The organism is Thalassospira alkalitolerans, assembly GCF_002115745.1.
GTDB classification, from domain to species: domain Bacteria; phylum Pseudomonadota; class Alphaproteobacteria; order Rhodospirillales; family Thalassospiraceae; genus Thalassospira; species Thalassospira alkalitolerans.
Map to the genome: position 1 here is coordinate 60120 of NZ_JFKB01000011.1, position 20636 is coordinate 80755.

A 20636-nucleotide genomic window follows, 5' to 3' on the forward strand; every position below is an offset into this window, starting at 1 on the left:
AATTGACACCTGTAATTTAAACCATTGCCAGAATATAACCTACGCGTTGGTATAGCTCTACCCCCAAATGGGGAGTATATGCAGCACTATACTTTTTGATAGATCGCGTCTTAAGTTCACAAACAAAAACGGCGCGCTTTTCCAAGCGCGCCGTTCAGATACCCTGCAAACCGCAAAGCCTATTTTTCGACAAAAGCCTTTTCGATAACGAAATGCCCCGGCTCGTTCATATTGCCTTCCTTGCCACCCCAATCGAGCAGCATCTGGCGGGTATCGGCAATCATTTCCGGATTGCCGCACAACATGAAGCGGTCATTTTCAAGCGTCGGCTTGTCCAGACCAAGATCATCATAAAGCTTGCCTGATGCCATCAGTTCGGTAAGCCGCCCCTGATTGCGGAATTCTTCGCGGGTGACGGTCGGGTAATACAGAAGTTTCTTCTGAACATCCTCGCCAAAGAACTCGTTATTTGGCAATTCGTTATGGATGAATTCCTGATAGGCCAGCTCGCGCACTTCGCGGCAGCCGTGAACAAGAATGACCTTCTCGTAACGCTCATAGGTTTCGTAGTCACGGATAACGCTCATGAACGGGGCCAGACCGGTTCCGGTCGACAATAGCCACAGGTTTTTGCCCGGCAACAGGTTGTCATGAATCAAAGTACCGGTCGGCTTGCGCCCAACCAGAATTTTATCCCCAACCTTGATATGTTGCAGACGCGATGTCAGCGGACCATTCGGCACTTTGATCGAAAAGAACTCAAGTTCTTCGTCATAATTCGCACTGACCATCGAATAGGCGCGCAAAAGCGGCTTGCCCTCGACCTCAAGTCCGATCATCGCAAACTGACCGTTGATAAACCGGAAACCCGGGTCACGGGTGGTTTTGAAAGTGAAGAGAGTGTCTGTCCAATGATGGACATAAGTGACGGTTTCTTCATTTAAGTTTTTGGCCATAACGCTGCATCAATCCGTTTCGTCTAAAGCTTTCTACGGGACCGTGGCGGGAACGACGGACACACTTTCCCAGCACCATATCCATGCCAAGTTGGCGCGATTTAACATCAATCAAACGTATATCGCAAGAAAACATTCACTCATTGTGTATTTTTATGCTGACCCGCAATTAAACATACAATTAATGTGTAGAATATTGTCTGACAATGACGCACAATAATCACATCGCATATATACTGCAACAAAGCAGTGCCCCTTGATAAACCACGATGGTTCGGGTGGCCATGATCCATCGCAAATCGGTGATAAATGACAGAAGCTAAAGCTTTGACAGTCGACACTCTGACCGTTCAACACGTTTCAGACGCGATCACCAACGCCGTACGTGAAGGGCGCCTTGTGCCAGGGCAACGTTTGACCGAAATCGATTTTGCCAAACGTCTTGGCGTCAGCCGCCCGTCTGTGCGCGAAGCGTTTCGCCAACTGACCGCCGACGGACTTTTGCAGGCCCAACCCTATCGCGGGGTTAGTGTCCGGCATATGAACCGGCGCGAAGTCGATGATCTGTTTGTGGTACGCACCACCCTCGAAGGTCTTGCCGTGCGCCTTGCAACCCCAGCACTTCAAAATGACACCACCGCCCTGCTTGCGATCCAGACCGATCTTGATGCCGCAGAGGCGCGAAATGATCTTGCCGCCATGTCGCGCCACAACCTTGCCTTCCATATGCTGTTTTCCGATATCAGCGGAAATGCGCTGCTGCGCGAACAACTGCGCCGCATATCAAACAATGTTTACTGGCTACAATTCCGGGTCATGGTCGCCGATGACAAGGTGCTTCGAACCAACACACAGCATCGCGACATCGTGAATGCGGTCTGTCGCGGCGATGTAAAAACGGCTGAGGCGATCATGATCGCCCATATCGACCAATCCCGTCAATTGGTGCAATCCCTGCCCGACAATCATTTTTCTGACGATATCACCGACAGCCCCGGCGACACTTGATCCCGCAGCAGCTCAGTTACCCCCGCGCAGGCAAAGCCACAATAACCACAAGACCTAAAAATTGCGCGCCTGCCGATGCCCCACCACGGCCCGGTTAAATGCGGCCCCCATGCCGAAAACCCCCAACACGCCTTCAGCCTCTGGCTCAGCCTCAGCCTCAGCCTCAGGCAGGCTCTCTGTCACCCACAACTTGCTGCCTGGATCATGAAACTTGCATCATGAATTCCAGCCAATTACGATTGTCTGACAATTTAAACAAACAAATATCAGAGAGCACCATGACATCCCGCCCCAATCTAACCACCGAATTCCTGCCCATCCCGCTACCCGATTATCAGGAACGCTCGGTTGATGACATGCGCCGTGGCGCGCAGTCCTTTTATGATGAAATCCGCACCCGCCACACGGTGCGGGAATTTTCCGACCGCCCGGTGCCGCGCGACATTATTGAAACCTGCATCCGTGCTGCCGGAACCGCACCAAATGGGGCAAACCATCAGCCATGGCATTTTTCGGCGATTGGCGACCCCGCCATGAAAAAGAAAATCCGCGCCGCCGCCGAAGAAGAAGAACGCGCCTTTTACGCCGGACGCGCCAGCGACGAATGGATCGAAGCCCTGCGTCCGCTTGGCACCGATGACAGCAAACCGTTTTTGGAAACCGCCCCCTGGTTGATCTGTATTTTTGGCGAGCGCAAAAGCGCATCTGCCGATGGCAAATTTCGTAAAAACTATTACGTCCCGGAATCGGTATCGATTGCGACGGGTTTCCTGATCGCGGGCCTGCATCGGGCGGGTCTTGCAACGCTGACACATACGCCAAGCCCAATGAACTTCCTGACAGAAATCTGTGGTCGGCCGGATCACAACAAGCCCTATATCCTTTTGGTCACCGGATACCCGGCCCCGGATGCGACAATCCCGAAACACGCCACCGAGAAAAAGGATCTTTCGGAAATTGCGACATTCTTCTAGGGCTGCGGGCTGCAGGCTGCGGGTTAAGAGGCTCTAAAGCTGCCGCTCGCCCGCTCTCTCACCCCGTTGCCCCCAAACAAAAAGCCCCGCATTTTCGGCGGGGCTTTTCAAATGACGGCTTATCCTGATCAATGTCCGATCGGCAACACCAGACGCACCCGTAAACCACCGCCCGGCGCGTCTTCAAGGAACACATCGCCGCCATGGCCACGTGCAGAATCCCGTGCGATGGTCATGCCAAGCCCGACACCGCCGGTGGCCTGATTGCGCGATTCTTCCAGACGGAAAAACGGCTTGAAGACTTCTTCGCGTTTATCAGCCGGGATGCCCGGGCCATCATCATCAAAGACGATTTCATAATCCTGCCCGCGCCGACCGGCACGGATTGACAGGTTATTGGCATAACGCCCGGCATTGGACATGATATTGGATATACAGCGACGCACCGATTGCGGCCGCAAATCCATTTCAAGACTATCGACAATATGAAGATCAATATGTTGCCCGTCGCGCAATGCCTCGCCGACCTGGTCGGTAATCAGCTTGCCCATATCGGTCGGCACGGCCTTTTCGCCTTCTTCACCGCGCGCAAAGGCAAGATAGGCATCGACCATGCGCTCCATATCCAAAACATCCTGTTTCAGTGCCTCAACACCGGGTGACATCCCCTGCATCGCCAGTTCCAATTTCATCCGCGTCAGGGGCGTTCGCAAATCATGCGATACACCGGCAAGCAATGCCGTGCGCTGCGCCAGATGGCGGGCAATACGGTCGCGCATGGAAATGAACGATGTTGCGGCAAGGCGGACCTCGGCGGCCCCTTCGGGTTTGAATGTTTCAACATCAACCCCGCGGCCAAACTGATCGGCGGCCTTGGCAAGACGGCGGATCGGGCGCACCTGATTGCGCATGAACATCACCGCAACCCCGTACAGGATCAATGCCGACCCGGCGATCCACATAAAGAAGATATAGGTGGTTGAAGAATAAAGACGCTTGCGTGGTGCGACGACCGACAGAACGCCATCCTTTAACTGCACACGGATTTCAAGTTTGCGGTCATCGACATCAAGATCAAAATAAAACGGACGTTGCAGGCGTTCAGCCAGCGCATTAAACAATTCTTCGGATACAAGGCCAAGCGGCGGCTCGGTGATTTGCTGTTCAAGGATTTCGCCAGGCTCAAACACGATATCAAGTTGCAAACGCCCACGTGCCGAATGCTGCAGCCATTCCATATGTTCGGCATCGGGGTATTGCCCCAGATAATCGATGGCAAAAACCACATCACCGGCAAGACCTCGGCTTAGCTGGCGTGCGATCGAATCCCAGTGTCGTTCGAAAAAGATCAGCGCCGTGACGATTTGCAACAACAGCATCGGTGTCATCAAGATCAATAGCGACCGCCCCAAAAGACCGGTCGGCATCAGCGATTTGATCCACCCTGTTTTTCCGCTGCCCAATACCCTCATCCTTATCCGTGTTTCCCTAACCGGCGGTTCGGTCGTTTATTTTCAGTCCGCATACAGCACATAGCCCCGTCCGCGCACTGTCTGCAAGTATCTTGGTTGTTTCGGGTCTTCTTCGAATTTGCGCCGTAATCGGGTCACTTGCACATCGATGCTGCGCGATGCCCCGGGATCGACCGCATTGCCGCCCATCATGCCATGCAATTCCTCGCGCGTGGTGGTTTCCCCGCGACGTTTAACAAGGGCGGCCAAAAGCGCCTGTTCCGACGACGTCAAATAGATATGTTCATCGCCGCGTTGCAGGGTCATTTTGCTGGCATCAAACATAAACTCACCAAACCGTGCGGCACTTTCAACGACATCACGCCTTGTTTCTGCGACGGGCTTTGGTGCCTCGGTGTAACGGCGCAGAATGGCTTCGATCCGAAGAACCAGTTCGCGCGGCTCGAACGGTTTGGCAAGATAATCATCCGCCCCGGCCTCAAGCCCGGAAATGCGGTCTTCTGTCTCGGTCAGGGCGGTTAACAAAAGGATCGGCAGTTTTGATCCGCCTTCGCGCAGGCTGCGTGCCAGATCAACACCCTTTTCACCGGGCATCAGGACATCAAGCACCACAAGATCAAACTGCAAACCGGCCAAACTTGACCGCGCTTCGGCGGCATCGCGTGCGGCGGAAACCATAAAACCGTTTTCAGCCAGATAACGGGTCAGCAAATCACGCAGACGGTCATCATCATCGACCACAAGAATGTGCGGCTGATCCTGGCCTGTCATAATTCCCCGCTCCTGAAACCCGAATGTTTGAAACGCTTTATCTTATGTAAGTTAGGCAAAAAAGTGTTTCAAAACCGTATCTGCGCAAAATGTAACGGACTGGTATGAAAACCGGGCATCATCCCGATCCATCTTGACGGTTTTCATATAAGACCAACGCCCTAGCCCTAGGGTCAGAACCTAGCTGACGTGACGGCGCACACCGGGGGGACTGTCATCGGTAAAACGCGCCCGGTCAGGTTCTTCAAGCATGCCCAGCATGACTTTGCGGAATCCTTCGACCGCTTCGGCACCGGCTTCGCGATAGGCACCGGCAATCAGGCTGCGCTGGTTTTCGGTCAGTTCCCGTTCAAGCGCCTCGCCCTTGTCTGTCAGGGTCAAAAGCCGTTGGCGGCGATCCTGCACACCGGTTTTCTGATCGATGAAGCCTTCGCGCACCAATTGTCCCAGCACACGTGATAGCGATTGCTTGGTGATCTTGAGAATCGACAACAGATCACTGACCGTAATGCCGGGATTGCGGCTTACGAAATAAATCACCCGGTGATGAGCGCGCCCGAAATTATATTGCGCAAGAATCTGATCGGCCACAGCCGTGAAATCACGATAGGCATAAAACAGCAATTCAATACCTTGCCTAAGCTCTTCTTCCCGCAGAAAAAGCGGGTTTACCTTGCGTGTTGAGATATCAGCCATGCTTTTCCGTTACGTCAGTTTCGTTGACATATTAATCGATGAATGTTACCCCGGCCAGACAAATCAGGACATAAAGTTACGTCCAAATGCCCATTTAAATTGGAATCTGGCAAATGATAGCTCCGACCTTCGACAACCGTGATGGTTTTATCTGGTATAACGGCGAACTTAAGCCGTGGCGTGAAAGTACTCTACATGTGCTGAGCCATGCGGTCCATTATGGCAGTGCGGTCTTTGAAGGTGAACGGGCTTATAACGGCAAAGTGTTCAAACTTGCCGAACATGGCGAACGCCTGATCAATTCCGGCAAGATCCTTGATATGACAATTCCCTATAGTTCTGCTGAACTTAATGACGCGGTGATCGAAACCCTGGCGGCGAACAGCATTACAAATGGCTATATCCGTCGTATTGCATGGCGCGGCAGCGAAATGATGGGTGTTTCGGCCCAAACCACGCGCATCAATGTCGCCATCGCCACCTGGGAATGGCCCAGCTATTTCAAGCCGGAGGAACGCCTGAAAGGCATCCGTCTTGACCTGTCGAAATGGGCCCGTCCGGCGCCGAATACAGCACCGACGAATGCCAAGGCAGCCGGTCTTTATATGATCTGCACCCTGTCCAAACACGAAGCCGAGCGCAAGGGTTTTGCTGATGCGCTGATGCTTGATTATCGCGGTCAAATTGCCGAGGCGACCGGGGCGAATGTGTTCTTTGTCAAGGATGGCAAAATCCATACCCCAACACCCGATTGCTTCCTGGATGGCATTACGCGCCGCACCGTCATCGAATTGGCCAAAGCGCGCGGATTTGAAGTAATTGTGCGCCCGATCATGCCCGAAGAAATGGCCGAATTCGAAGAATGCTTCCTGACCGGCACCGCCGCCGAGGTCACCCCGGTAGCCTCGATTGCCGACTACAGCTTTACCCCGGGGCATATCTGCAAGACCCTGATGGAAGATTACATGGGGCTGGTGCGCGGTGAAAAAGAAGCGGTTGCCGCTCAATAGTAAAAATCAATAATCAGACTGATTATTCACTTTTGTTTCGTAATAGCCCGGTCCGCATGGATCGGGCTTTTTCGTTGCGCCATCGCCGATAACCATGTCTTGATCGCCAAATCGCACCGCCCGGCAAAAATGGTGATTTTCATGCCTCAAAAGTCTGATGATATAAAATCCGATCATATTCTGCTGTATCAAACCCATTCACCGTTCGCCCGCAAGGCATTGGTGTTTGCCCTTGAATGCGGGCTTTCGGACCGGATCGACGTCATCCATCAGGAAACCAGCCCGACGCACCGCAATGATCGCGTTTTTAGCGCCAATCCACTGGGCAAGGTGCCGGTTTTGATCCTGCCCGATGGCATGACATTATTTGATTCGATGGTGATCTGCGACTATCTGGATCGGCTGCATCGGGGCCGCAAACTGATCCCGACAAAGGGGCGAAAACGTTGGCATACCTTGCGTTTGCATGCCTTGGCACAGGGCATGTGCGATGCCGGCGTGCTGTATCGCTGGGAAACAAACCGCCGCCCCGTAGGGCTTCGCTACCCCGTATTGGCCGAGGGACAAAAAACCAAACTGATTGAAACATTCGATTATCTGGAAACCGAACTTGATCCCAAAACCCCGGTCACAATCGGCCATATCGCGCTTGCCACCGGGCTTGATTGGATCGCGTTTCGCGATTTGGTCGATTTCCGCACCGGCCGACCGGCCCTTGCCAAATGGTATGAGGATTTCTGCGCCCGCCCATCCATGGCGCAAACCCAATTCAGCGGCCAGACTCACGACCACCCGACCCCCTGACGCCCCACCCAAGATCGCCCCAAAACCACCAAAGGCCGCCCGGATATCAGGCGGCCTTTGTATTTGTCATACAAATAGATTTACGGCCAATTTGCCTCTGGCGGGAGGGACATCAGGATCGCCTCGGTATTTCCGCCGGTCATCAGGCCAAAACGGGTGCCGCGATCATGGAGCAGATTAAACTCGACATAGCGTCCGCGCTTGATCAATTGGGCGCGGCGTTCATCATCGGTCCAGGGTTTGTTGTAATGGCGCGCGACCAGTTGGGGATAGATATCGCGGAACGCGCGTCCGACATCCTGGGTAAAGGCAAAATCGGCATCCCAGTTGGCATCAAGATAATCATAGAAGATGCCGCCAACGCCGCGCGGTTCGTTGCGGTGCGGCAGGAAGAAATATTCGTCGCACCATTTTTTGAACCGGTCATAATAATCATCGCCATGCGCATCACAGGCGGTTTTCAACGCACCGTGGAAATCGGCGGTGTCGGCGTCTTGCGGGAAGACCGGGGTCAAATCAGCCCCACCACCAAACCATGCCTTGCTGGTCACGATATGGCGCGTATTCATATGCACCGCCGGGACATGGGGCGAACAGGGATGGGCGACCAGTGAAATGCCCGCCGCCCAGAAATTTGGATTTTTATCTGCACCGGGAATTTCAGCGCGGAATTTTTCGGAAAATTCGCCGTGCACCGTCGAGATATTAACCCCGACCTTTTCAAACACCCGCCCCTTCATGACCGACATTTCACCGCCGCCCTGACCCGCGCCACGTTCCCAAGCGGTCCGTTCAAACCGCCCGGCCGGGCGATCTGACAACGGCCCGGTATAACTGTCTTCAAGCGCTTCATAGCTGGCACAGATTTCGTCACGCAACTGACGGAACCAGTTTTGCGCCGTTTCCTTGTGCTGCGTGATCAGATCATCATCCATGCCCGTCATCAGGTATTCTCCGGAAAACTGTTGGTCTGTCTGAGCGCTTCGCCCAATGTCATGGCGGTTGCCATGGCAACGTTGAGCGAGCGCATCCCGGCTTTTAACGGAATAACCACGCGCGCATCAACATAGTCATGCACCTGATCGGGGACGCCGCTGCTTTCAGACCCCAGCATCAAAATATCATCATCGCGGAACTCAAAATCACAATAGGGCACAGCCCCCTTGGTCGTCAGCAAAACCAGACGCCCCGGAACCGTCCCATCGTTACGCGCCTGCACAAAACCGCGCCAATCAGCATGGCGGGTATAATCCGCCGCCCCCAGATAATCCATCCCGGCACGTTTGAGTGCCGCCGAGGTCAACAAAAAGCCGCAGGGTTCAATAATATCGACCGGCACGCCAAGACAGGCGGCCATGCGCAATATCGTGCCGGTATTTTGCGGAATGTCGGGTTCGAACAGACAGATTCTCATAAGATCCTACAGACTCGTGATATTTTGGGCCTGCAATTCAGGCGCAAAAGATTATAAAATTACGCTCCGACAATGCCATAGACTTATTTTGAATAAGACAAGACATCGATATAACCGGTTGGTTGTAAATGCGCCAGCCCGTTGAAAAACGCTACGTTTGACGCCATTGTGCAGTGCAAAACCAAATAGGCAAATCGAATGCGAACAATTTGCAACTCCAAGTTCCCCTTAACAAACCCCTTTTTTGTTAGTATACGGACCCCGTTTCAGGCTTGAAGGCTTTGGGGTAAAAGCATTGTTTGATTTTCGTCAATGGAAATTAAATGCGTTTGCCCTAAGGTAAATTCAGGCGTTCTGAATGCCTGTTTTGGGGGCAGAGAGAGGAATACATTATGTCGCAAACGGTGCAATCATCCGGGGATCATGCTCCGGACGAGAACCGCAGGGATTTCCTGATCCTGGCGACCACAGCGGTCGGTGTCGTTGGCACCGGTATGGCGCTGTGGCCGTTCGTGGACAGTATGAACGCATCGAAAGACGTTCTGGCGCTGGCCTCGGTTGAAGTGAGCCTGTCAAATATTCCAGTCGGTCAGGCCATCAAGGTCATGTGGCGCGGCAAACCCGTGTTTATCCGCCACCGTACCGAACGAGAAATCAAAGAAGCCGACGATGTTGCGCTTAACGAGTTGGTCGATCCACAGACCGACGATGCACGCGTTGAGAAGAAGGAATGGCTGATACTTGTGGGGGTTTGTACCCATCTTGGTTGTATCCCGATGGGCACCGCCACTGGCGAGACCCGCGGTGATTACGACGGATGGTACTGCCCGTGCCACGGGTCGCACTATGATACATCGGGTCGCATCCGCAAGGGTCCGGCACCGCTTAATCTTGAAGTGCCGACCTACAGCTTCCTCACCGACACATCGGTTAAAATCGGCTAAGGAGCAGGATGATGAGTGCACCCGTCTGGAACAATAAAGTGGTGAAATGGGTCGACGACCGCCTGCCGGTTTTCTCGATGCTGCATCACTCCGCCTATGAATATCCGACCCCGAAAAACCTGTCCTATATGTGGAACTTCGGTTCCCTGGCAGGCTTTGTTCTGGTGACGATGATCCTTACCGGGATTTTCCTGGTAATGAATTACACCCCGCATACCGACATGGCCTTTGATTCCGTCGAACGCATCATGCGCGACGTGAATTATGGCTGGTTGATCCGCTATATGCATGTGAACGGGGCGTCGATGTTCTTCATCTGCGTCTATATTCACATTTTCCGCGGTCTTTATTACGGGTCTTACAAGGCCCCGCGTGAAATGCTGTGGTGGATCGGTATCCTGATCCTGCTGGCGATGATGGCAACAGCCTTTATGGGCTATGTCCTGCCATGGGGTCAGATGTCCTTCTGGGGCGCGACCGTGATCACCAACCTGTTCTCGGCCTTCCCGATTGTGGGTGAACCGCTTGTTCACTGGCTTTGGGGCGGTTTCTCGATTGGTAATCCAACCCTGAACCGGTTCTTCTCGCTGCATTATCTGTTGCCGTTCGTCATTCTGGGCCTTGTTGTCCTGCATGTCTGGGCGCTGCATACCGTGCGCTCGAACAACCCGACAGGCGTTGAAGCAAAAACACCGCAAGACAGCATTCCGTTCCATCCTTACTATACGATCAAGGATTTGTTCGGGATGGGGATCTTCCTGATCTTCTTCCTGTTCTTCGTGTTCTTTGCCCCCGACTTCTTTGGCGAGCCGGATAACTATATCCCGGCAAACCCGCTGGTGACCCCGCCGCATATCGTTCCGGAATGGTACTTCTTGCCGTTCTACGCGATCCTGCGGTCGATTGACTTCTCGATCTTTGGTGTTCCGGCCAAACTGCTTGGCGTTCTGGCGATGTTTGCATCTATCGTCGTTCTGTTCGTCATTCCCTGGCTTGATACGTCCAAGGTTCGCAGCTCGAAATATCGCCCGGTTTACAAATGGTTCTTCCTGATCCTGTTCATTGACTGCTTTATCCTTGGATATTGCGGCAAGAAGGCCCCGGATGACTATTTCATGGGCATTGAAGGGCTGCATGTGATCGTTATGGGCCAGCTGGCAACGCTTTACTACTTCGCGCATTTCCTTGTGGTCATGCCGATTGTCGGCAAACTGGAACGGCCAAAACCGCTTCCGGCCAGTATCAGTGAATCCGTACTTAAGGGAGGCGCAAATGCGTAAATTTGCACTGACCGCCATTGCTGCGGCATTCGCACTGACCGCCTTTACCGGCACCTCGCAGGCATCGGGTGACGCCCCGGTTCCCAAGGCGCAGGATTGGAGTTGGCAGGGGCTTTTCGGCACCTATGATCGTGCCCAGCTTCAGCGTGGTTTCCAGGTCTACAAGGGCATCTGCGCTGGTTGTCACAGCCTTCGTTTCATTGCATTCCGTAATCTGGAAGGCATTGGATTTAACGAAGATCAGATCAAGGCAATTGCGGCGGAATACGATATTGAAGACGGTCCGAACGACGATGGTGACATGTTCACCCGTCCGGGCAAGCCGTCGGATTATTTCCCGTCGCCATTCCCCAATGACAAGGCCGCCGCGGCATCAAATGGTGGATCCATTCCGCCGGATCTGTCGTTGATGGCCAAGGCCCGCATGCATGGGCCAGATTATGTTGTTGCCTTGCTGACCGGATACGAGGAAGAGGCCCCCGAGGGCTTTGACCTTGCCGAAGGCAAGCATTACAACCACTACTTCCCGGGTCACCAGATTTCGATGGCACCGCCGCTTTATGATGAAGCAGTGGAGTACACCGATGGCACACCGATGACCTTGGAACAGCACGCACATGATGTTGTCGCGTTCCTGAACTGGACGGCACAGCCCGAACTTGAAGCCCGCAAGGCTTTGGGGTTGAAGGTTCTGTTGTTCCTGATCGTTCTGACCGCCATGCTTTACGCTGTTAAGCGCAAAATCTGGCGCGATATCGAACACTAGGATCTGCGATATCATTGATATCTGAAAGACCGCCGGTTTTCCGGCGGTCTTTTTCTATGGCCGGTTATATCGCGCCATGGACGGCGACAATCGGGACAATGCAGTGCTTGACGATGGCGCGCAGTTCACCAATGAATGGATGCACTCCATACGGTCCACTCTTATCCCACCCTGATCCACCCTGATCCACCCTGATCCACCTTGTCCCAGCCGCCCCAACACATGAGCCCCACCGATGATCAGTGAACAATTCGGCCTTTATTTTCTGGCAGTTATCATTGCCGTCTTTACCCCCGGCCCGGCTGTGATGCTGGGCATCACCAACAGCATCCGCCACGGCATGGCTGCGGCCATCATTGGTGCGTTGGGCTGTGTGACTGGCACCGGGTTGATGGGCGGTCTGTCGGCGATGGGGCTGGGGGCGTTGATCATGACATCGGGGCTTTTGTTCACCATCGTGCATTATGTCGGGGCGGGATATCTGATCTGGCTGGGCATCCGGATGTGGCGTAACAGCCGCAAGGCCGATCTTCCGACGGCGGAACCAAGCGGCACCGGCAAGGAAGCCTTTCGACCCCTGCGCCTTTATGTGCGCGGTTTTCTGGTCTCGGCCAGCAATCCAAAAGCAATTGCGTTTTTCACCGCCTTATTTCCGCTTTTCATCGATCAGAACGCCCCGCTTGCCGGGCAGTTTATTGTGCTGGACGGCACCTTTGTCGTGATGTCGTTTAGTTCCATCGTGATTTATGCACTGCTGGCGGCGCGGAGCCGTGCCTTCCTGATCGGGACGGGGCGCAAATGGTTTGACCGGATTTCGGGCGGAATTTTTGTCAGTTTCGGCATCGCATTGGGGGCCAGCGGCCGATAACGCATGCTACCTTAAAGCGACATTCACGGCTGGCTTGTTCAAATTCCTGAACGGCTCATGAATGCCATTTGGCATCAGATCAACTTATGATAGCAGTGCTCGCTTATTCAAGATTGATCTTAAGTGGATTTTTAGATTCGTTTAATTCAATCTAGAGTGTTAACCTGCCTCAGCACGCTTGAGGTGGGAATGTAATGTCGTTTTTTAATTCAGTCGGCAAATTCTTTCGGGATGCAGGCACCTCCATAGGTCGCATCGTCACAGATTCCGCCATAGACATTGCGAATGTCGCAACCGGTTTCCAATTCAGCAAGGATATGGAAACCGCGAAGAAGGCGATGACAGATGTCGGCTTTAAATCAGCAAGCGATGCCATCAAGGACAATCATTACGGGCACTTGAAAGAACTTGGAAAAACGGCAAAGAAAAAAAACGACGAGATCGAGAAAAGAACCAATGACTTTAAGGCCCTGGATACCAGGTTCACATCCAGGCTGGATACCTATGGTGTGCTGCTTTCCGATCTGAACCGGTTGATCAATCTTGGTGAAACGGTTCGGGCGGCCTTGAAAGCAGAAAGTCAGCTGTCATCAATTCCCTATGAAATGCCGCCGGAATTCCCATCCCCAAAACAATTCCAGATGACGAAAAGTGTCGCCATCGAAGCAATCGAGATTGCACAATTGAGCAGCGACGGATTATCCGCAGCAGCACTCGCGACATGGAGCGGTACAAAACTGGGCACCAAGCTGGCAAAATCCGCAGCATCGGTTGGCCGATCCGCCCGCATTGCCAGTACGGCCAGCAAGGCCAGTGCCGCCCTTTTGGTCGTCAGTGTCGGGCTGGATATCGGCATGAGCATCGCGATATTGGAACAGCAGTCAAAGGAACTGCCGAAATTCATCTCAGCACGCGATGAAGATTTGCGCCTTTTGGAAACGGAAAGAACGTCGCTTCAGACGAAGTTCGACGCCGTTGAAGCCGGTATCAAGAGCATGCTTGCCATTACGGATCCGGCGCTCAGCGAAGAAAGTTGGTCTGATTGGCTTGACGAGCGGAAACGCCAATTGCGCGATATCCTGTATCAATCTGTCTCGGAAAAAACCTTTTATGAAGGTGCAGAAAATATCGCCCGCCAAAACAGCGGCAAATCCGAACGTGTCCGGATTAAAGAAATTCATGCCACCTATCCCGCCCTCAATCGAAAAACCATCAAGGCCATCATTACCCTTATCGATGCCAAAGCAGAGAACACTGCCGCCGCCTGAGGGGAAAGACGCTTCAAAACAGGATCAAACATTCCAAGGAGACTTGATATGTCTGTCGCTTCCTTATTTAAAATCGGTATGGGCTTTAAATTTATTCTGTTGGCGGATACGGGTCTTACCATCACGGAGATTGCCTATGATATTGACCACAAAATCAATGGTGACAAAGACCCGGACATCACAAAACTAACCGAAGAATACACCAAAAGAGGCGGAGAACTGGATCATCTGAACCAGATTACGACCCAGGCTCAGGTTGATGTTGGAAATTTGAACAATGCCTCAAATGCCCTGATATCCTTGGGACAGAGTTTTACCGAGCGTGCCAGCTTGGTCTATGAACAGGTTCAGGCGCTTATGACGCTGCGGGAATTCCTGCGCGCGCAATTAATACAACCGGATTTTGCCTGGTACCACAGTTCTGCCCTACCGAATGTAAGCCAATATTCGCCTGAGAACCAAAAAGAACTTACGGAAAAGATATTCAAATCTCTGAGTAACCAACGCACGCCCGGGGCAGATATCACGGTTTATGCCTTACAAACACTCAGCATCGCTACCACGCCCTTTCTATTTACGCTGATAAGCCGGAAATTTCCGCGCCATGGTCCAGCCCCGCGCCCACGCGTTAGGCACGGCACCATCCGTTTGAATGCGGCGGATACTGCTGCGTTACGCAGTGCCATCCGCATCCAAAACCGGTGGTACAACCGAACCGGCCGCTACTTGAAAAAGGCGGCAACATCCAAGTGGATGGCCGGTGGCATTGTCGTGCTCAGCTTTGGTTTTAGCCTTTATAACTTCATCAATAATCGCATCACCGAGAGAAGCACAAAGAACGATATTATGAAGAATCTGAGGGAAGCGATTGACGACATCGAAAAGAACAAAACAGTGCTTTCCTATATGTATTACGGTGCAAACACATCCAATGGTGAAGGCGAGCAGATTGAGGCCGACCAAGCCAAACTGAATTTCCTGGTCAAAAATCTCGATGCCATCAAACAGGAAGACATTACCAAGGAAACCAAGCCGGACGACGAAAATGTGGCCCGTACGTCGCTGGTTAACGGTTTTAAATTTACGGTTCAACAAAACAATCAAGTGATCCGCGAAAGCACTAAAAAGCTTGAAGACGCTTATAAAGAGCTCATTGAACTGATCGATGTTTACCTGCCCGACACAGATGATCCTTGTGCTGTTGTCTGCCCGGACATGGATCACTGTGGAATAGCAACAGAGATCAATGATGCGGAGCAGGTGAGAAAAGCCTTCAAAAATTTCATCGAGGACAAAAAACATCTGGACGATCCCGAAAAGCCTTCGGCAGATCGTATGCGCCGTTGTGATAACGTCGCCGACACCTTCCGAGCGGCGGTATTATCCCGCCTTGCGCGGATTAACGACCGCCTTGAAATCAGTATCAATGACATTCAAATCATCAACCGATTGACCACACGGATCATCGCCGCGCTTGATCGGGGTGAGACATTGGAAAGTGACCGGGAAATCTCGCGGATGGCACGAGGCTTTATGCGCGACATCAAGGACATCAACTGTGCCAAACGCACCATATTCAAAACACAGGATGATGCCGAATCATTGATCCGCAAGATTGCGGTAAATACATTGGCCACCCGCGCCTTGCGCGCGGCTGTCGGTAAAGATTTCAATGCCGACAGTAATCCAAGTGACCAGGAACTTGCGGAAAAAGCCACGCACTATCTTGAAACAGTTCTTATCAACTATCCCACCAGAACCATTTTGCTCGATATCGACGCAGTGGTGGAAACAATTGATGTCATGCTGATTGACCTCAAAGCCTTTGACCGTTTGAAAAAACGAACCCTTCACGATTTCGAAGGCAAGCCCGATCCTACGGAAGACGAAATAGAAGAAAAGGCAATCCTGTATTTGGAAACCCTGTTTGAAGATCTTGAGGATCGTTCCATCCTGAAAGACGAAAATGACATCTTCAATGCCATAGAAGACATCCTGTTTGGCTAAAGCATATTCCGGTTGAGGCTTGCCAAATCACTGTGGCAGCCAAAATGGTTAATCAGCCGGAATATGGTCTTTTCCGGCGACTGCTGGCGGGGGCGCCTCGTTACCGTCATTACAAGACAACAGCCTGTCTTGGTGGCTGTGATTGCCCTCGGCCGAGTGCAAGGGCGGCACGGTTACCGGGATATGCACCAGTTTGCGTTTGCGTTCCGGGGTGCCGGTGCTGGCGTAAAGCTGTTTTCCGGCTTCGACGATAGAGACACCGGCAAAGGCCTTGAACAACCGCGATCCGACATTTTCGAAAACCTGTGACCAGCGCAGCAGGAACCGTCGCTGGGTGGGGGGTAGAAACAACGCACGACTGTGTTGGACCGGCAGGAACATGTTTTCGCGCATCAGGTTTTGCAACTGGCTGACACTATAGGGATGGCCAAAGCCAAACGGGGTGTTTTCTGACCAGCTCCAAAGCGAGCTGCGGTTTGGCGCCACGACGACAATCCGGCCATTTGGGGTTAAAACCCGCCAGCATTCGCGCATCAGACGGCGCATCGCATCTGAATGTTCGACCAGATGCACCAGCAGGATACGATCAACCGAACTATCGGGCAGCGGCAGCATGGTTTCTTCGGTCAGGGCAACGTGATTGGGTTCGCCAGCAGGCCAATGCACGCAGCCTTGCCGGCCGGGCATAAAGGCAAGGACACGTTCGGCCTCGCCCATAAAGGGGCGCAGATACGGCGTGGCATAGCCAAACCCCAAAACCCGCATCCCCCGGACATCGGACCACATAACGCGCAACCGCCGACGGATCAGACGGCGTGCGGCCTGACCGAGGCTTCCGGCATAAAAACGGTGAAGATCAACAACATCCTGACGCATGTCGATAGCCTAGCATCGTGTGGACCGGGCGGAAACTGAATTGCACCCGAACCGTTCCATAGAAGACCAAAAACTTTCTGCGATGCGTGATTGTTTCAAGACAACACGACCTGATAGTCTGACACCATATCACATCAACATGTTTGAGGTCCGCCATGCTTGCCGGCGATGTCTTTGTTATCCCGTGTCTTTCGGACAATTATACCTATCTGGTGCGCTGCCACGAAACCGGCACCACCGCGATTATTGATCCGGGCGAAGCCGCCCCGGTGATCAAAGCACTGGAAGATCGCGGTTGGTCGCTTGATCTGGTGATCAATACCCATCACCACCACGATCATATCGGCGGCAATGCTGAATTGATCGCCAAATACGGGGCAAAACTATATGGTCCGCGCGCAGAAAAGGCACGCATTTCAGGCATGGACCAGACCTTTGCCGAAGGCGATGACATCACCATCGGGGCGTTAAAGGGACAGGTATTCGATGTCCCGGGCCATACCAGCGGGCATGTGGCGTTTTACTTTCCGGCGATTCATGCCCTGTTTTCGGGCGACAGCCTGTTTGCGCTGGGTTGCGGGCGGCTGTTTGAAGGCACGCCCGCACAGATGTGGCAATCGCTGTGCAAGTTTCGTGATCTTCCGGGCGATACCATGGTGTATTGCGGCCATGAATATACCCAATCCAATGCCCGGTTTGCCGCCACGATTGAAACCAGCAATGCGGCCCTGAAAGCACGATGTGCGGAAATCGATGATTTGCGATCGCGCGATATTGCCACCGTCCCGTCGCGACTGGATGTGGAACTGGCGACCAATCCGTTTTTGCGCGCCGATGCACCGTCTGTTGCCGGTGATCTGGGCATGACCGGGGCAAACCCGACCGCCATATTCACCGAAATTCGCGGCCGCAAGGATCGGTTTTAAGGGTAACCGATCAATTCATCTGTTTAAACAGGATGTTTTGATCGAGCAAATATCGCGAGAATAATGGCAGGCTGGCCGCGCCAATGGCGCGTGCCGCACTGCCGACCGCGCCTTGTTCAATATGGGGCGGTTCGATGCCCTGAAGATCAAGTTTCAGAGTGGCCTTGCGGGTGGCGTCAACAATGCGCGCACAGACGTCGCGCGGAAAACCGCCATCGACAATCACGGCTTCGAAATCGATCACCGAACAGACCGATGTAATGGCAATTGCAAGGCTGCGCGCGGTGTGATCAATCCAGATGTCCAGCGTGCTGCCAAGCTGTTGCCAATAATCCGGATCACGCCATAACAGGGTCGGATCGCGGCCTTCGCGCACCAGCATTTCTTCGAGCACGAAAATCGATGCCTGATCGATCAACTGGCTGGAATGGCCGGACCGCGAGGAAACCGGCATGGACCCGAACGCCCCGGCATTGCCGGTTCGCCCGGTGTAAAGCGCCTGGTTTAAAACAATCCCGCCGCCAATGAAGGATCCGATAAAGAAATAGGCAAAATCGGAATAATTCGGCCCCAGTCCAAAAACAAGTTCGGCCCCGCAGGCCGCTGTTGCATCGTTTTGCTGAAACACCGGAAAGGGCACAATTTCGCCGATGGTGGCAATTAAATCCACGTCGCGCCAGGCGCTCATATCTTCGGCCGGGGCACCAACTTCATCGACCCAATTCCACAATTCAAACGGGGCGGCAATGCCAATACCGGCAATGCGTTGCTGGTGGGCCGGTGATAAACCGCCGGAAAGTTTTTCAACGGATTGACGCACAAACGTTCGGATACTGTCTGGTGTCGGATATTTATATGCTTCTTTCAGGCTGGCGCGGACCTTGCCGATGAAATCCATCAGGATCAGTTCCGCACTGCGGCGCCCGATTTTAAGGCCAAAGGAAAAAACCCCATTCGGATCAAGCGCCATCGGAATGGATGGTTTGCCAACCTTGCCGCGTACCGGATCACCGCGCATCAGCAGCCCGTCTTTTTCAAGGGCCCGCATAATTACCGAAACGGTTTGCGCCGATAGCCCCGAAAGACGGGCAATATCGGCCTTGGACAGGCCCTTGTTCCGGCGCACCAGCGACAGCACAAGCCGTTCATTATAAGCACGCACACGCAATTGATTTGCGCCCCCGCCCGGATGAAGTGGCCGTGCGCCCTGCCCGTCATCTGCGGTGCTTTCTGGATTTGTATACAGCAGCGCTGCCATTTGGTTCCTCCCGATCGGGTCTTTTATTGCCCGACTGCGGTTGAGAGTGACAGCATTAATTAATAAATCAATCGGATTTATTAATTGACAGCCAAGGCCGTTTGGTGTGTCGTAAGAAACAGACAGGTTGAAAATTGCGCATTCCGACGCAGTGAAACCTGTTCAAGAATGAACAAAACCGGCCCTAACGGCCGCAATCAGGTTTTCCTGGGAGGAAACAGATGAAAAAGACTCTTCTTGGCGCCACCCTTGGTGCGCTTGCGCTTAGCCTTGCCATCGCACCGCATGCGGCAAAAGCCGATGAAATCGGTGCCTGCCTTATTACCAAAACCGATATCAACCCGTTCTTTGTTAAAATGAAAGAAGGGGCAATTGCGGCCTCGGTTGCACAGGGCATTGACCTTTCGACATTTGCCGGCAAAGTCGATGGCGACCATGAAACGCAGGTGCAGGCGATTGAATCTTGCATCGCATCGGGCGCCAAAGGCATTCTGATCACCGCATCCGATACCAAAGCCATTGTGCAGGCTGTGAAAAAAGCCCGCGATGCCGGTTTGATCGTCATTGCCCTTGATACACCGCTTGAACCGATTGATGCCGCCGATGCGACCTTTGCCACCGATAATTTCAAGGCCGGTGAACTGATCGGCAAATGGGCGGCGGCAAAATTGGGTGACAAGGCCGCAGATGCCAAGATCGCCCTGCTTGACCTGACGCCAAGTGCCCCATCGGTTGATGTTCTGCGCGATCAGGGTTTCCTCAAAGGCTTTGGCATCGACATCAAGGACCCGAACAAAATCGGCGATGAAGAAGATGATCGTATCGTTGGTCATGACGTGACCAACGGCAACGAAGAAGGTGGCCGCAAGGCAATGGAAAACCTGTTGCAACAGGATTCCGGGATCAACGTTGTTTACACCATCAACGAACCCGCCGCCGCCGGTGCCTATGAAGCGCTTAAAGCTTTCGACATGCAGGAAGGCGTTTTGATCGTTTCGGTTGATGGCGGTTGCCCCGGCGTTTTGAACGTCCGTGATGGCGTGATTGGTGCGACCTCGCAGCAATATCCGCTGGATATGGCGTATAAAGGCATCGAAGCCATCAAGGCATGGGCCGAAAGTGGTGCAAAACCAACCAATACCGCAGGCCTGAACTTTTATGACACCGGTGTTAACCTTGTGACGGGTGCGCCGGTCGATGGGGTGCCGTCAATTGATGTCGAAGAAGGCATGAATCGCTGCTGGGGCTGATCCCGCTTCACTTCGAATTGATTTCGAGGAGGGCGGAGATTATCCGCCCTCTGATCCCACTTACAGATTACACTTGGTCAAACATCCA

General features: G+C 53.1%; 21 protein-coding genes. 12 read left to right on the top strand and 9 right to left on the bottom strand.

Annotated elements, in window-relative coordinates; translation table 11 throughout:
- Positions 1–179 precede the first annotated feature (179 nt).
- Positions 180–956 carry a ferredoxin--NADP reductase gene (locus tag TALK_RS15725; protein ID WP_085620101.1) on the bottom strand — a complete coding sequence of 259 codons (777 nt, stop codon included), beginning with the start codon at positions 954–956 and terminating at the stop codon, positions 180–182.
- Between the two features lie 309 nt (positions 957–1265).
- On the opposite strand from TALK_RS15725, the gene TALK_RS15730 reads away from it, so the two are divergent.
- Positions 1266–1964, top strand: coding sequence for a GntR family transcriptional regulator (locus tag TALK_RS15730; RefSeq protein WP_085620102.1), 699 nt, complete (start codon positions 1266–1268; stop codon positions 1962–1964).
- A gap of 54 nt (positions 1965–2018) precedes the next feature.
- On the opposite strand, the gene TALK_RS22355 is transcribed toward TALK_RS15730, so the two are convergent.
- Complete coding sequence (locus TALK_RS22355) at positions 2019–2147, bottom strand: hypothetical protein (RefSeq protein WP_281251303.1); 129 nt, start codon at positions 2145–2147, stop codon at positions 2019–2021.
- A gap of 95 nt (positions 2148–2242) precedes the next feature.
- On the opposite strand from TALK_RS22355, the gene TALK_RS15735 reads away from it, so the two are divergent.
- The gene (locus TALK_RS15735) at positions 2243–2938 is read left to right on the top strand and encodes a nitroreductase family protein (RefSeq protein ID WP_085620103.1); all 696 of its coding nucleotides are present in this window, start codon (positions 2243–2245) and stop codon (positions 2936–2938) included.
- A gap of 128 nt (positions 2939–3066) precedes the next feature.
- Here TALK_RS15735 and TALK_RS15740 read toward each other — a convergent pair whose 3' ends face one another.
- From TALK_RS15740 to TALK_RS15750, 3 genes are all read right to left on the bottom strand, one after another.
- Positions 3067–4365 (bottom strand): ATP-binding protein, encoded by a 1299-nt coding sequence (locus tag TALK_RS15740; RefSeq protein WP_085620186.1) that lies wholly within the window; start codon positions 4363–4365, stop codon positions 3067–3069.
- An 87-nt stretch (positions 4366–4452) separates the two neighbouring features.
- Positions 4453–5181, bottom strand: a complete 729-nt coding sequence (locus TALK_RS15745) for a response regulator (protein ID WP_085620104.1) — start codon at positions 5179–5181, stop codon at positions 4453–4455.
- Between the two features lie 180 nt (positions 5182–5361).
- On the bottom strand, positions 5362–5877 hold the full coding sequence (locus TALK_RS15750; protein WP_085620105.1) for a MarR family winged helix-turn-helix transcriptional regulator: 516 nt from the start codon (positions 5875–5877) through the stop codon (positions 5362–5364).
- A 113-nt stretch (positions 5878–5990) separates the two neighbouring features.
- Here TALK_RS15750 and TALK_RS15755 point away from each other — a divergent pair, with 113 nt between their 5' ends.
- Both TALK_RS15755 and TALK_RS15760 read left to right on the top strand, forming a co-directional pair.
- Positions 5991–6887: a branched-chain amino acid aminotransferase gene (locus TALK_RS15755; protein ID WP_085620106.1), complete on the top strand. Its 897-nt coding sequence runs from the start codon at positions 5991–5993 to the stop codon at positions 6885–6887.
- A 141-nt stretch (positions 6888–7028) separates the two neighbouring features.
- Positions 7029–7691, top strand: coding sequence for a glutathione S-transferase family protein (locus tag TALK_RS15760; protein ID WP_169715052.1), 663 nt, complete (start codon positions 7029–7031; stop codon positions 7689–7691).
- A gap of 80 nt (positions 7692–7771) precedes the next feature.
- On the opposite strand, the gene hemF is transcribed toward TALK_RS15760, so the two are convergent.
- Together hemF and TALK_RS15770 are read right to left on the bottom strand one after the other, a co-directional pair.
- Complete coding sequence (gene hemF, locus TALK_RS15765) at positions 7772–8635, bottom strand: oxygen-dependent coproporphyrinogen oxidase (protein ID WP_085620108.1); 864 nt, start codon at positions 8633–8635, stop codon at positions 7772–7774.
- Positions 8635–9105, bottom strand: a complete 471-nt coding sequence (locus TALK_RS15770) for a tRNA (cytidine(34)-2'-O)-methyltransferase (protein WP_085620109.1) — start codon at positions 9103–9105, stop codon at positions 8635–8637. The genes hemF and TALK_RS15770 overlap by 1 nt, the downstream gene beginning before the upstream one ends.
- A 392-nt stretch (positions 9106–9497) precedes the next feature.
- On the opposite strand from TALK_RS15770, the gene petA reads away from it, so the two are divergent.
- From petA to TALK_RS15800, 6 genes are all read left to right on the top strand, one after another.
- Positions 9498–10049 carry a ubiquinol-cytochrome c reductase iron-sulfur subunit gene (gene petA, locus TALK_RS15775; RefSeq protein WP_085620110.1) on the top strand — a complete coding sequence of 184 codons (552 nt, stop codon included), beginning with the start codon at positions 9498–9500 and terminating at the stop codon, positions 10047–10049.
- Positions 10050–10057: 8 nt separating this feature from the next.
- Entirely contained in the window at positions 10058–11329 is a 1272-nt protein-coding gene (locus TALK_RS15780) for a cytochrome b (protein WP_211274832.1), read from the top strand.
- Positions 11322–12095, top strand: coding sequence for a cytochrome c1 (locus TALK_RS15785; RefSeq protein ID WP_085620112.1), 774 nt, complete (start codon positions 11322–11324; stop codon positions 12093–12095). The genes TALK_RS15780 and TALK_RS15785 overlap by 8 nt, the downstream gene beginning before the upstream one ends.
- Positions 12096–12330: 235 nt before the next feature.
- Entirely contained in the window at positions 12331–12963 is a 633-nt protein-coding gene (locus tag TALK_RS15790; RefSeq protein ID WP_085620113.1) for a LysE family translocator, read from the top strand.
- Positions 12964–13157: 194 nt separating this feature from the next.
- Positions 13158–14231 (top strand): hypothetical protein, encoded by a 1074-nt coding sequence (locus TALK_RS15795; RefSeq protein ID WP_085620114.1) that lies wholly within the window; start codon positions 13158–13160, stop codon positions 14229–14231.
- 48 nt (positions 14232–14279) lie between these two features.
- Entirely contained in the window at positions 14280–16238 is a 1959-nt protein-coding gene (locus TALK_RS15800) for a hypothetical protein (RefSeq protein ID WP_085620115.1), read from the top strand.
- Positions 16239–16286: 48 nt separating this feature from the next.
- Here TALK_RS15800 and TALK_RS15805 read toward each other — a convergent pair whose 3' ends face one another.
- Positions 16287–17114, bottom strand: a complete 828-nt coding sequence (locus TALK_RS15805; protein ID WP_245829958.1) for a methyltransferase domain-containing protein — start codon at positions 17112–17114, stop codon at positions 16287–16289.
- Positions 17115–17269: 155 nt separating this feature from the next.
- Between TALK_RS15805 and gloB the strand changes: the two genes are divergently transcribed.
- Complete coding sequence (gene gloB, locus TALK_RS15810) at positions 17270–18040, top strand: hydroxyacylglutathione hydrolase (RefSeq protein ID WP_085620116.1); 771 nt, start codon at positions 17270–17272, stop codon at positions 18038–18040.
- Between the two features lie 10 nt (positions 18041–18050).
- Here the strand turns inward: gloB and TALK_RS15815 are convergent, their stop codons facing one another.
- A complete protein-coding gene (locus TALK_RS15815; RefSeq protein WP_085620117.1) occupies positions 18051–19298 on the bottom strand; it encodes an ROK family transcriptional regulator in 1248 nt (415 codons plus the stop codon).
- A gap of 221 nt (positions 19299–19519) precedes the next feature.
- Between TALK_RS15815 and TALK_RS15820 the strand changes: the two genes are divergently transcribed.
- Complete coding sequence (locus TALK_RS15820) at positions 19520–20548, top strand: sugar ABC transporter substrate-binding protein (protein ID WP_085620118.1); 1029 nt, start codon at positions 19520–19522, stop codon at positions 20546–20548.
- Positions 20549–20636: the final 88 nt, after the last annotated feature.